At 66.1% G+C, this 12,905-nt stretch carries 12 protein-coding genes and 1 pseudogene; 7 read left to right on the forward strand and 6 right to left on the reverse strand.

Translation table 11 applies throughout. From position 1 onward, the window contains the following. The first annotated feature begins 85 nt into the window (after window positions 1-85). The 5 genes and pseudogenes from AC1VVG_RS27115 to AC1VVG_RS27135 form a co-directional block, all read left to right on the forward strand. Complete coding sequence (locus AC1VVG_RS27115) at window positions 86-541, forward strand: (2Fe-2S)-binding protein (protein ID WP_021162722.1); 456 nt, start codon at window positions 86-88, stop codon at window positions 539-541. A 1-nt stretch (window position 542) separates the two neighbouring features. After that, entirely contained in the window at window positions 543-2,762 is a 2,220-nt protein-coding gene (locus AC1VVG_RS27120) for a xanthine dehydrogenase family protein molybdopterin-binding subunit (RefSeq protein ID WP_034191385.1), read from the forward strand. A gap of 14 nt (window positions 2,763-2,776) precedes the next feature. Next, the gene (locus AC1VVG_RS27125) at window positions 2,777-4,075 is read left to right on the forward strand and encodes a c-type cytochrome (RefSeq protein WP_482836805.1); all 1,299 of its coding nucleotides are present in this window, start codon (window positions 2,777-2,779) and stop codon (window positions 4,073-4,075) included. Between the two features lie 150 nt (window positions 4,076-4,225). Then, complete coding sequence (locus AC1VVG_RS27130; RefSeq protein WP_034191383.1) at window positions 4,226-5,671, forward strand: NAD-dependent succinate-semialdehyde dehydrogenase; 1,446 nt, start codon at window positions 4,226-4,228, stop codon at window positions 5,669-5,671. 289 nt (window positions 5,672-5,960) lie between these two features. Further along, window positions 5,961-6,425: pseudogene (locus AC1VVG_RS27135) on the forward strand (helix-turn-helix domain-containing protein); the annotation flags it as partial. 160 nt (window positions 6,426-6,585) lie between these two features. Here AC1VVG_RS27135 and AC1VVG_RS27140 read toward each other — a convergent pair. Beyond that, the gene (locus AC1VVG_RS27140; RefSeq protein WP_034191382.1) at window positions 6,586-7,455 is read right to left on the reverse strand and encodes a LysR family transcriptional regulator; all 870 of its coding nucleotides are present in this window, start codon (window positions 7,453-7,455) and stop codon (window positions 6,586-6,588) included. 138 nt (window positions 7,456-7,593) lie between these two features. Between AC1VVG_RS27140 and AC1VVG_RS27145 the strand changes: the two genes are divergently transcribed. Continuing rightward, window positions 7,594-8,340, forward strand: a complete 747-nt coding sequence (locus AC1VVG_RS27145) for a glucose 1-dehydrogenase (RefSeq protein ID WP_482836808.1) — start codon at window positions 7,594-7,596, stop codon at window positions 8,338-8,340. 142 nt (window positions 8,341-8,482) lie between these two features. Further along, window positions 8,483-9,313 (forward strand): oxidoreductase, encoded by an 831-nt coding sequence (locus AC1VVG_RS27150; RefSeq protein ID WP_049031687.1) that lies wholly within the window; start codon window positions 8,483-8,485, stop codon window positions 9,311-9,313. Window positions 9,314-9,437: 124 nt separating this feature from the next. Here AC1VVG_RS27150 and AC1VVG_RS27155 read toward each other — a convergent pair whose 3' ends face one another. The 5 genes from AC1VVG_RS27155 to AC1VVG_RS27175 form a co-directional block, all read right to left on the reverse strand. After that, complete coding sequence (locus AC1VVG_RS27155) at window positions 9,438-10,052, reverse strand: hypothetical protein (protein ID WP_034191379.1); 615 nt, start codon at window positions 10,050-10,052, stop codon at window positions 9,438-9,440. A gap of 63 nt (window positions 10,053-10,115) precedes the next feature. Beyond that, window positions 10,116-10,907: a molybdopterin-dependent oxidoreductase gene (locus AC1VVG_RS27160; protein ID WP_034191378.1), complete on the reverse strand. Its 792-nt coding sequence runs from the start codon at window positions 10,905-10,907 to the stop codon at window positions 10,116-10,118. A gap of 2 nt (window positions 10,908-10,909) precedes the next feature. Beyond that, entirely contained in the window at window positions 10,910-11,503 is a 594-nt protein-coding gene (locus tag AC1VVG_RS27165; RefSeq protein ID WP_069704761.1) for a cytochrome b/b6 domain-containing protein, read from the reverse strand. 484 nt (window positions 11,504-11,987) lie between these two features. After that, window positions 11,988-12,158: a hypothetical protein gene (locus tag AC1VVG_RS27170; RefSeq protein ID WP_482836811.1), complete on the reverse strand. Its 171-nt coding sequence runs from the start codon at window positions 12,156-12,158 to the stop codon at window positions 11,988-11,990. A gap of 29 nt (window positions 12,159-12,187) precedes the next feature. Beyond that, a complete protein-coding gene (locus AC1VVG_RS27175; RefSeq protein WP_482836813.1) occupies window positions 12,188-12,733 on the reverse strand; it encodes a thioesterase family protein in 546 nt (181 codons plus the stop codon). Window positions 12,734-12,905: the final 172 nt, after the last annotated feature.

The following is a 12,905-nucleotide window of genomic DNA, read 5'->3' on the forward strand; positions in this document are numbered from 1 at the left end:
CGTTGCGCACCACGCAGCGGACATGAAGAAAACACGGCGCAACGTCGTTCGCGCCGCTTCCCCAATACACCGGCCCGGAGGCTGAATGGTCACCCTCAACATCAACGGCGAAACCCGCACGGTCGACGCCCCCGACGACATGCCCTTGCTCTGGGTACTGCGCGACGTCGTCGGCCTGACCGGCACCAAGTTCGGCTGCGGAATCGCGCAATGCGGCGCGTGCACCGTGCATCTCGACGGCGTCGCCGCGCGTTCGTGCGTCCTGCCGGTCGCGGCCGTCGCGGGCCGCAAGATCACGACGATCGAAGCCGTCGGCGCGACGCCGGCCGGCCACAAGGTCCAGCAGGCATGGCGCGAGCTCGACGTCGTCCAGTGCGGCTACTGCCAGTCGGGGCAGGTGATGGCGGCCACCGCGCTGATCGCGTCGAACCCCAACCCGAGCGACGCCGACATCGACGCGGCGATGGCCGGCAATATCTGCCGCTGCGGCACGTACAACCGGATTCGCGCGGCCGTGAAGCAAGCCGCGAAGGAGGCCTGACATGTCGCGAGGATTGATCGAAGCAGGTCGGGCCGGCGCGGGCGTGTCGCGCCGTTCGTTCCTCAAACTCGGCATGTCGCTTGGCGCGGCGGCCGGCGGCGGATTGCTGCTCGGCTTCAGCCTGCCGGCGGCGGGCGACGATGCGCGGCGCTCGGTGATCGGCGGTGACGCGGCCGAACCGGCGCAGCCCGGCGTGTTCGCGCCGAACGCGTTCGTGCAGATCGACCGTGCCGGCAAGGTCACGCTGGTGATGCCGAAAGTCGAGATGGGGCAGGGTGTCTATACGGCGCTGCCGATGCTGATCGCCGAGGAGCTCGAAGTGCCGCTGTCGAACGTGACGCTCGACCACGCGCCGCCGAACGAGAAACTGTTCATGGATCCGCTGCTCGGCGGCCAGCTCACCGGCGGCTCGACGTCGGTGCGCTACGCGTGGGAACCGATGCGTCGCGCGGGCGCCACCGCGCGCACGCTGCTGGTTTCGGCGGCCGCGAAACAATGGAACGTCGATCCGGCCACCTGCCGCGCGGCGAACGGCGAAGTGCAGCATCCGCCCAGCGGCCGGCGCGCATCGTACGGCCAGTTGGCCGACGCCGCGGCGAAACTGCCGGTGCCGAAGGACGTCGTCCTGAAGAAGCCCGAGGATTTCAAGCTGATCGGCACGCCCGCGAAGCGCCTCGACTCGCCGGAGAAGGTCGACGGCACCGCGCAGTTCGGGCTCGACGTGCGCCTGCCCGGCATGCTGTACGCGGTGATCGTGAACAGCCCGGTATTCGGCGGCACGGTCGCGAGCGTCGACGATACGGTCGCGAAAAAGATTCCCGGCGTGCGCCAGGTCGTGCGCGTCGACAACGCGGTCGCGGTGGTCGGCGATCATACGTGGGCCGCGAAGCGCGGCGCATCGGCACTCGTCGTGAAGTGGAACGAGGGCGCGGGCGCGAAGGTGTCGACCAAGGATCTGTTCGCGGATCTCGCGCAGGCGGCGGCGAACGGCAAGGGCGCGGTCGCACGCAAGGAAGGGGACGTCGGCAAGGCATTCGCGAACGCGAAGACGCGTGTCGACGCCGTCTACGAACAGCCGTTGCTCGCGCACGCGACGATGGAGCCGGTGAACTGCACGGTGCACGTGCGCGGCGACGGCTGCGAGATCTGGGTCGGCACGCAGGTGCCGACGCGCGCGGTTGACACCGCGCAGCAACTCACGGGCCTGTCGCCCGACAAGATCGTCGTGCACAACCATCTGCTCGGCGGCGGCTTCGGGCGTCGGCTCGAGACCGACATGATCGGCCAGGCCGTGAAGGTCGGCAAGCAGGTCAACGCGCCGGTGAAGGTGATCTGGACGCGCGAGGAAGACGTTCAGCACGACATGTACCGGCCGTGCTACTACGACAAGATTTCGGCCGGCCTCGACGCGAACGGCAAGCCCGTCGCATGGCAGCACCGGATCGTCGGTTCGTCGATCATGGCACGCTTCGCGCCGCCCGCATTCCAGAACGGCGTCGATCCCGACGCGGTCGAGGTCGCGGCCGAACTGCCGTACGACCTGCCGAACCAGCTCGTCGACTACGTGCGCCAGGAGCCGCGCCACGTACCGACCGCGTTCTGGCGCGGCGTCGGGCCGACTCGAGGCACGTTCGTCGTCGAGAGCTTCATCGACGAACTCGCCGCGCAGACCAAGACCGACCCCGTGCAATATCGCCGCGCGCTGCTCGACAAGACGCCGCGCGCACGCAACGTGCTCGACGTCGCGACGAAGGCGGCCGGCTGGGGCGCGTCGTTGCCGAAGGGGCAGGGGCGGGGCGTGTCGGTGATGCACGCGTTCGGCAGCTTCTTCTCGATCGTCATCGACGTCGCGGTGGACGGCGGCGAGGTGCAGGTCAAGCGCGCCGTGTGCGCGGTCGATTGCGGGATGGTCGTCAATCCGAACACGATCGAGGCGCAGGTGCAGGGCGGCATCATCTTCGGGATCACGGGCGCGCTGTACGGCGAGATCACGATCGAGGACGGCCGCGTGATGCAGAGCAACTTTACCGACTACCGGATGATGCGGATCAACGAAACGCCGCCGATCGAGGTCCATCTGGTGAAGAGCGGCGAAGCGCCGGGCGGGATCGGCGAGCCGGGCACGGCGGCGACGGCGGCGGCGCTGTCCAACGCGATCTTCGCGGCGACCGGCACGCGGCTGCGCAAGCTGCCGGTCGGCAACCAGCTGAAGACGGCTTGAGGGAGGCGACGACCATGCGAAACCTCACCCTGAACACGCTCAGTGTATCGCTGCTTGCATTGTCCGCGCTGCTGGCCGGCACGACCGCGCATGCCGCGGAAACGGCACCGACCGACAGCGCGCTCGTCGCGCGCGGCGCCTATCTCGCGAAAGCCGGCGACTGCGTTGCGTGCCACACCGCGCCGCGCGGTACGCCCTTCGCGGGCGGCCTGAAGATGGTCACGCCGATGGGCGCGATCTACACGACCAACATCACGCCCGATCCGGAGACGGGCATCGGCGGCTATACGGAAGCCGAGTTCGCGGGCGCGCTGCGCAAGGGCGTCGCGAAGGACGGCCACAACCTGTATCCGGCGATGCCGTATCCGTCGTACGCGAAGCTGAAGGACGACGACGTGAAGGCGCTGTATGCGTACTTCATGCACGGCGTCGAGCCGGTCAAGCAGGCGAACCGGCCGTCCGACATTCCCTGGCCGCTCAACATGCGCTGGCCGCTCGCGCTGTGGAACATGGTGTTCCTCGACTCGACGCCTTATGCCGACAAGCCGGACAAGGACGCGATGTGGAACCGCGGCGCCTATCTCGTGCAGGGGCTCGGGCACTGCGGGTCGTGCCACACGCCGCGCGGTGTCGGCTTCCAGGAGAAGGCACTCGACGAACGCGGCACGGCGTTCCTGTCGGGTGCGTCGATCGACAACTGGTTCGCGTCGAACCTGACCGGCGAGCACAATACGGGGCTCGGCCGCTGGAACGAGGCCGAGGTCGCGCAGTTCCTGAAGACCGGCGCGAACCGTCACGCGACCGCGTTCGGCTCGATGGTGAGCGTGATCAACCACAGCACGCAGGCGTTGACGGACGACGACCTGGCCGCGATGTCGCGCTACCTGAAATCGCTGCCGGCCGCAGGCGGCACCGGTGCGCCGCCATACAGCTACGATCCGAAGGCGACGCAGGCGGCGCTGGGCCGGCCGGCAGCCGATCCGGGCGCGAAGGTGTATAACGCTTACTGCCTGCATTGCCACGGTGCGGACGGGCGCGGCTACGCGCCGCTGCTCGCGCCGCTCGCCGGCAATCCGAACGTGCTCGAGGCCGATGCATCGTCGCTGATCAACGTGACGCTGAACGGCAGCGACACGCTCGTGATCGGCGGTGTGCCGTCCGCCTATCCGATGCCGGCGTTCTCGAACCAGTTGAACGACCAGCAGATCGCCGACGTGCTGACGTTCATGCGCGCCGGCTGGAACAACGGCGCGCCGGCCGTGCAGGCGGCGGACGTCGCGAAACTCCGCAAGGCGACGGCGGCCGCGCACTGAGCGCGGCGCGATGCGGGACGACGGCGGGCCGCGCCTGTCGTCGACACCGCCGGGTGCGTGCCTGCCCCGGCGGCCTGGCTCTTTCTGTCAACCGGCGCGCGGCCGTTCGCGGCAGCGCGCCTTCAATCGACGCAATGTAGGGGTGTCTGGATGGCTAACGTGACTTATACGGATACGCAACTGCTGATCGACGGCGAGTGGGTCGACGCCGCGAGCGGCAAGACGATCGACGTCGTGAACCCGGCGACCGGCAAGCCGATCGGCAAGGTGGCCCACGCGGGCATCGCCGATCTCGACCGTGCGCTCGCCGCCGCGCAGCGCGGTTTCGAAACGTGGCGCAAGGTGCCCGCGCACGAGCGCGCGGCGACGATGCGCAAGGCCGCCGCACTCGTGCGCGAACGCGCCGACGCGATCGCGCAGCTGATGACGCAGGAGCAGGGCAAGCCGCTCACCGAAGCACGCGTCGAAGTGCTGTCGGCCGCCGACATCATCGAATGGTTCGCGGACGAAGGCCGCCGTGTGTACGGCCGGATCGTGCCGCCGCGCAACCTCGGCGCGCAGCAGACGGTCGTGAAGGAACCGGTCGGCCCGGTCGCCGCATTCACGCCGTGGAATTTCCCGGTCAACCAGGTCGTGCGCAAGCTGAGCGCGGCGCTCGCGACCGGCTGTTCGTTCCTCGTGAAGGCGCCGGAAGAAACCCCCGCGTCGCCGGCCGCGCTGTTGCGCGCGTTCGTCGACGCCGGCGTGCCGGCCGGCGTGATCGGCCTCGTGTACGGCGATCCGGCCGAAATCTCGTCGTACCTGATCCCGCATCCGGTGATCCGCAAGGTCACGTTCACCGGTTCGACGCCGGTCGGCAAGCAGCTTGCCTCGCTGGCCGGCCTGCACATGAAGCGCGCGACGATGGAGCTGGGCGGCCACGCACCGGTGATCGTCGCGGAAGACGCCGACGTCGCGCTCGCGGTGAAGGCCGCCGGCGGTGCGAAGTTCCGCAACGCAGGGCAGGTCTGCATTTCGCCCACGCGCTTCCTCGTGCACAACAGCATCCGTGACGAATTCACGCGTGCGCTGGTCAAGCATGCGGAAGGGCTGAAGGTCGGCAACGGTCTCGAGGAAGGCACGACGCTCGGTGCGCTCGCGAACCCGCGCCGCCTCACCGCGATGGCGTCGGTCGTCGACAACGCACGCAAGGTCGGTGCGCGCATCGAAACCGGCGGCGAGCGGATCGGCTCGGAAGGCAACTTCTTCGCGCCGACCGTGATCGCGGACGTGCCGCTCGAAGCGGACGTGTTCAACAACGAGCCGTTCGGCCCGGTCGCGGCGATTCGCGGCTTCGACAAGCTCGAGGACGCGATCGCCGAAGCGAACCGTCTGCCGTTCGGGCTGGCCGGCTATGCGTTCACGCGTTCGTTCGCGAACGTGCATCTGCTCACGCAGCGCCTGGAAGTCGGGATGCTGTGGATCAACCAGCCGGCAACGCCGTGGCCGGAAATGCCGTTCGGCGGCGTGAAGGATTCGGGCTATGGGTCGGAAGGCGGGCCGGAAGCGCTCGAGCCGTACCTCGTCACGAAGTCGGTCACGGTGATGGCCGTCTGACGCGTGTCGCGTGTGCCCGCTACGGCGGGCATTTTTTCAGGTTTCGCGTGTCACCGGGCGCATGCCATGCACGGCATGCGCCCGATAATTGCTTAAGCGCTTTGTCGGAAGGATTTATCACGATCGAAGATCGTCGGGACGTGCGGGAAAACGGGGTAGCCGTCATCCAGTATTTGATTTTACATAACGTGAATTATCGACAGTTTGGATTGTAGTGGCTAGATTGAAATGTCCGCTTTCGTGCCGCGTAAGCTGTTCGGCCGCCGGGTGTCCGGCGCCGGAGGCTGCGATGGCTGCAACGGAGCGGATCACGATGACGATGCGCGAGCTGGACCGATTCAAGGTCATTCAGGACGTGGCGGATGGCAAGCTCAAGCCGTGGCGTGCAGCGGAACGGCTGGAACTGACGACCCGGCAGATTCGCCGGCTGGTCGCCCGACTTCGGGAACATGGCGCGGCGGGTTTGGTATCGGGACACCGATCGAAGCCCGGCAACCGTCGGCTGGACCCAGGAGCCGCCGACCGGGCGCTATCGGTCATCCGTGATCGCTACGCCGATTTCGGACCGACACTGGCTTGCGAGAAGCGCTGGGAATGTCACGGCATTCGGCTGGCCAAGGAGACGGTCCGGAAGCTGATGACGGAGGCTGGCTTGTGGATTCCGCGCCGGCAGCGACCGCCGAAGGTTTATCAGCCACGAGCGCGTCGGGCGTGTCTGGGTGAACTGAGCCACGCCGTTTCAGGCGGCAGACATGGATGCCGCAATTCTGCAGGTTACATCTCGAGCGGAATCGAACCAGCGGTCCGCCAAGGCCCGTGGATAAACGCAAGCGCCCTGCTGCTTCAGGCTCGGTGCTTCAACGCTGAATGACGCAAAGGCCGATGAAACATGCGACATCTGTATTGAGCTGGCGCTACGACATCTGAATCCGGGATTCGCTCAGCATCGTATCGGCGATATCGAGCATCGCGCGCAAGCGATCCATATGCCGAAGGTCATGGTGATAACCCACCCATATGTCTCTGGACGGTGGCGGCTCCGGCGTTTCGATGCGCAGCAGTGCCGATGTCGCGTCGCCCAGCGGCCGTGGCAGGACCGCCATGCCCATGCCTGCCCCACACATCCTGGCCTGAACGGCGCGGCTCGTGCTGGTGAAGACACGCCGCGACCGAGGGAACCTGTCGAGCAGCCAGGCGACATCGGGGAAGTGAGATTGCGCCGTGTTCATCACGATCAACCCCACCGAAGCAGGATCATGCCGCAACGCACGTACGGTTTCGGCCGTGCCGTAAAGACCGTACGGAACGCTCATCAGGCGGCGCTGAACGATGTCCGGTTCGGTGAAAGGAACGATCCGGAAGGCCAGGTCGGCCTCGCGGCGTGACAGGCTCAGCAATCGGTAACTCGCGATCACTTCCGGCACCACGGCCGGATGACGGCGCACCAGTTCCGCCAGAACCGGCGCGAGCACGTAGCCGGCGAACCACTCCGCGCACGATATACGCAAGATGCCTTCGAGGCGGTCTTGATTACCGGCCAGACGCCGTTCCATGGCCAGCGCCGCGTTTTCCATGGCTTCGGCCAGGCTCAGCACGGTATCCCCGGCGTCCGTGAGCACGAGCCCATCCGCGGTCCTGCGAAACAACGCCTGCCCGGCTTCATCCTCGAGTGCCTTGATCCGGCGGCCGATCGTCGGATGGCTCACGCCCAGGCTTCGGGCTGCCGCACCGAAAGATCCGCCCCGCTTGACCGCCAGAAAGACCCGGACATCACTCCATTCCATTGCGATGGATCGTCGTTCAAAAATGTACGCCAAATATACAAGAACGACCATTCACAAACAATTGTGTGAGCCTCACGATGGTGACTTTCATCAACCGAACCGCCCCGCCGGGGGCCAACGTCTGCGGAGCGTGAAGTCATGGACAAGTTGAAGGGCAAGGTCGCGATCGTGACGGGAGCATCGAAAGGAATCGGCGCAGGCATCGCGCGCCAGCTGGCGGCCGACGGCGCACAGGTCGTCGTCAACTACGCATCGAGCGCGAGCAATGCCGAAAAGGTCGTCGCGGACATTCAGGCCGCCGGTGGGCAGGCATTGGCGGTGCGCGCCGACGTGACGAACGAGACGGAGGTCGAGGCGCTCGTCAACGTAGCCGTCGACCATTTCGGACGGTTGGATATCGTGGTGAACAACGCCGGCGTCTATCAGTTCGCCAGGATCGAGGAGACCACCGAGGCGCGCTACCGCGAGCAATTCGACATCAACGTTCTCGGCCCGCTGCTGGTCGTCGGGGCCGCGGCGCCGCATCTCGGCAAAGGCGGCAGCATCGTCAACATCGGTTCCAACGTGACGCGCGTCCTGCCGGCCGAAAGTGCGATCTACAGCGGCACGAAAGGCGCCATCGACGCCATCACCGGCGTGCTCTCGCGGGAGCTCGGCCCGCGCGGCATCCGGGTCAATGCCGTGAACCCCGGCCTGGTGGAAACGGAGGGCACCCATGCTGCCGCGGTGATCGGCTCGGACTTCGAAACGTGGAACGCGGACCAGACACCGCTTGGCCGTATCGGCCAGGTGCGGGACATCGCGCCGATCGTTTCATTTCTCGCGTCGGACGACTCGGGGTGGATGACGGGCGAGATCGTCCTTGCGTCGGGCGGCATGCGCTGACGCGGCCTGCTCGCGGGCATGCACGCCGTGCGCAACAGACATGAGCGCTTCCACGAGAAACATGTCGGTTCCGCACCGGCGCGCATGTTGGCATGCCCCGTCGAGCGAATCGAAACACAGCATCAAGTGAAAGGAGAAACGCATGAACAAAACCTGGTTGATCACCGGCTGCTCCGGCGGCTTCGGCCTGCATCTCGCACGCATGGCGGCCGCGCGCGGCGACCACGTGGTGGCAACGGCGCGTGCGCCGGAAACGCTACGCGATCTCGCTCGGCATTACCCGGACACGCTGCGTGTTGCAGCGTTGGACGTGACGAAGCCGGAGACGATACAAGCGGCCATTGCCTTGACGGCCGAAACGTTCGGCAGGTTGGACGTGCTGGTCAATAACGCCGGGCATGGATTCATGGGGGCGATCGAAGAAGGCACCCCGGAGGAATACCGGCCGTTATTCGATGTGAACGTCTTCGGACTCGTCGAGACGACGCGTGCGGCATTGCCGCTGATGCGACGCACCGGAGGCGGCAGGATCGTAAACCTGTCGTCCGGTGCCGGTATCGCCGGTTCGGGTGGCCGCGGCTATTACAACGCGACGAAGTTTGCGGTCGAAGGCCTGTCGGAGGCACTCGCGCAGGAAGTCGAACCGATGGGCATTCGCGTGATCATCGTCGAGCCGGGTCCGTTTCGAACCGAATTCCTGGGGCGCTCGATCGCGGTCGCCAGGCAGCAGATCAGCGACTATGCGGCAACCGCCGGCTCCGCGCGCAGCTACCGCGACAGCAACGACGGACATCAGGCAGGCGATCCTGCCAAAGCCGCCGCGGTAATGATTCAGGCAATCGACTCGGACGATCCGCCCTTGCACCTGCCGATCGGGCCGAACGCTCATGCCATTGCGGAGCGCAAGCTGAAGGCGTTCCGCCAGGACATCGACGCGTGGCGTGCGCTGTCCATCGCAACCGACTTCGATTGATGGCGCCGGGCCGACGTGACGGTCGGCCCGAACACGGAATCGCGGACGCGTCGCCCGGTCCTCGCACATCGGTTCGATCGGGTTGCACGCCGGCGAACGACGTGTCGCCCGCCGGGCGGCCGGCTTACATCGGAGGTGCGACGCCATCCTTCTCGACCACGATCTGGCGTCCGTCGTAGGCCCCGTCCTTGCCCGGCGTGGCCACGACGAAGATCTTCTTGCCCGTCGACAAATCGGCGCGCGTCGCCGGGACGAGCGTCACGACCGGTGCGTCGGGCGGCACCGTGATCGTGTTGCTGCCGCCCTTGTACGACAGCTTGAGATCGCGCCCGCTCGTGCCTTGAACGACCGTATCGACACTGGCGTTCGTCATCGTGCTGTTCGCGGCGAGATCCCATGCATAGTGGCCTTCACCCATGCCGCGCGCGGCTTCGGGGAACACGAGCACTTCCTTCGCGATCAACTTGCCGTTCTCGCCCGGCATGGCCGCCGCGCCGACATAGGAACCGGGTTTGATATCGGAAAGCTGAATCGCCTTCACCGCGTTCACGTTGGCCGACGGTGCGACATTGATGAGCACGGTCTCGCCGCTGCGGCGGTGTACCTTCAGGCTGCTGCCGGAAAACGAGACGATGTCGCCGCGAATGCGCTCGGGCTTGCTCGCAGCGGATTGCGCGAGCGCACTGCCGGCCAGCGTGGCCGCGACGACGGAAGCGACGAGTTTGAGTCGAATGGACATGAATGCTCCTTTGAAGAGGTTGCGATCGAGAATGTCACCGGCGCGATATCCAGGGCCAAGGGCTCAGGAACCGCCAAACCAGTTGTATCCCTGGTTTTCCCAATAACCGCCCGGGAATGCGTTGGTCACCGTGATGGCGACGATATGTTTGGGATTCTTGTATCCGAGCTTGGTCGGCATGCGCAGCTTCATCGGGAAGCCGTACTTCGCCGGCAAGACGCTGCCGTCATAGGTGAGCGTCAGCAGCGTTTGCGGATGGAGCGCAGTCGGCATGTCGATGCTCGTCCAGTAGTTGTCGGCGCAATGCAGCGCGACGTACTTCGCGGTGGTGTCGGCGCCGGCGCGCAACAGGAAGTCCGAAAATCGCACGCCGCCCCACTTCCCGATCGCGCTCCACCCTTCGATGCAGATATGCCGCGTGACCTGGCTTTCCTGCGGCAGCGCACGGAGTTCGTCGAGCGTCCACGCACGCTTGCCTTTGACCAGTCCGCCGACCTGGAGCCGATATCTCGCCGCATCCACGTCCGGCACCTGATCGATGTCGTAATACGCATTGAACGGGAAAGGCCGCGCGATCATCGACTCCGGATACGTCGGCGCAAGCTTGCGCGGATCGAACAGCAACGCCTGCACGTCGTCGTTGAACGACGACACGCGGCGCAGCATCGTGTTCACTGACTGGTCGTCGGTCAGCTCGCAGCCGGAAAGCAGCATCAGTCCGCCAAGCGTGAGGATTCGCTTGCCGAACAGGCGGCGTTGCGTCGACTGGAGTGCGTTGCGCGCATCCTTGACGATCGCATCCGCATCGAGCTGCGAGACGCGATCGGCGTGGGGGGAACGTTTTGGCTCATGCATGATCAGCGCCCTCGAATCATCGTCAGCAGCGAGCGCGGAACGAGCGCGACCATCACGATGTGAACGGCAAAAAAACCGACGAGCACGCTCATGGCGACGAAATGAACGACGCGCGCGTTGTCGAATCCACCCATCAATGTCCGCAGGACCGGGAACTGCACCGGTTTCCAGATAGCGAGCCCCGACAGCACGAGCAGCCCGATATCGAGGAGCACGCCGAGATACGCGAACTTCTGCACGGCGTTGTACCGTGCCGGATCGTCATGACCCAGCTTTCCGCGCAGCGCGGCGGCGAGGTCGGAAAAGACCGCCCGCATGCCGAGCGGCAGCAGCTTCCTGCGCAACCGCCCGGTTGCAATGCCGAGCACGAGATAGGCGAACAGGTTGCCGGCCAGGATCCACATCGCCGCGAAGTGCCACAGGAGCGCACCGCCCAGCCAGCCGCCAAGCGTGATGGAAGGCGGAAACGTAACCGTCCTGAAAATCGGCGATGCGTTGTAGACCTGCCAGCCGCTCAGGCACAGGGCGATGACTGCGGCGGCATTGAGCCAGTGGAAAAGACGAACCCACAGCGGATGAATCGTCGAGCGCTTCAAAGCGAACTTCCTCGTAACCTTGCGGATGGTGCGCGGGCCATGCCGTGGTGACATGGGCGTGACGAGAAGGATCGCAATTGCCGCGACGCGCCGGTATCGGTCGAACGACCGACCCCGGTCGGACTCCTGCCGAGCCGATGTACAGGCGGCCGGCCGGAACAACGGCGGCAGGCCGCCGAGGGACGCGTCAGCGCGGGCTGGCCAGCCGCAGGTACGCTTCGACGTCGAGCACGCTCAGCCCCTCGCACGCATTGAAGGTGCGCGGATTTATCCCGCCACATGCCGTCCCCGTGCCCGAAAGCGACCCGATAGCGCGCCATCACGTCGTCGGGGGCGGCGGCCAGGTCGGCGTTCAGTGTGTCGAGACTCCATGCCGTCTTCACGAAGACGCGGCCGGTGACCCGCTCGACGGGCTCAGCCAGGCGGCGCCGGCACCTGGACGCCTTTGTTGACGCTCCCGGGTTCGTGAGCAGGACCCGGATGGTCAGCTTGCCCGCGTCTTTGGGGGCGTGGCGGTCACCCTCGTGTCCCAACTGCCGAGCGCATGCACCGCGCCGCAACCGAACTGCCCTGCCCCCAGGACGATCATGTCGTCGGCCACGCCGACCGCCATACTGCCGGCGCCGACGAAGGCCATGGCGACCGCTGACAGCATGTCCGCGCCCGGCTACGCATCGCGGTGCGTCAGGTCTGCAGGACCGATTCCGCACGCACCGCCATCCCGCCCTCGGCCCGGCTCCATTGCACGACCCATTCGGGCAGATCGGGCGATGGCTGGGTCACGCCGATCCGCGCCAGTAGTTCGTCGGTCGGCACGGTGCCGCCGCCGCGCTTCAGGAACCGCGTTCGCACGACGCCGAGCGCGACCTCGGTCCCGCCACGCCTGAACCCCTGCTCGAGAAACACATGTTTTTCGTCCCAACCGATCACACGCGTCGTGACGTCGTAACGCTCCCACAGATGCAGCGATCGATGAAATCGTATCGTCTCGAGCGTCACGACGGGATACCACTTTTGCGCATTGACACGTTGCCAGACCCGCGAGCGCAGCAACAGATCGACCCGCCCCAGATCGAGAATGGCGAAGTAGCGGCCATTCGTCATGTGGCGCAGCACATCGAGGTCATTGGGCCACACGCGGAACGGCGTGACGCAGGTGTCGAGGACATGCAGTCGCCGACGTCGCCGGCTCAGCAGGAACGTAACGCACAAACGCAACAGTAGATTCATGAATGGTGGGGGTTGACGGTGCCGGGGCAGCGCGCGCGTCGCGGCATTCGTACCGAAGGGGAAGCCATCGAAGCGCCCCAGATTACGCGACAACCCATGCCACGCGTATCGGTCGAGCGACCGATACGGCTGGAGTGACCGCCCGGCGCTGGCGGCCCGCTCGCGCGACGGC

The organism is Burkholderia sp. L-4, from assembly GCF_056856535.1.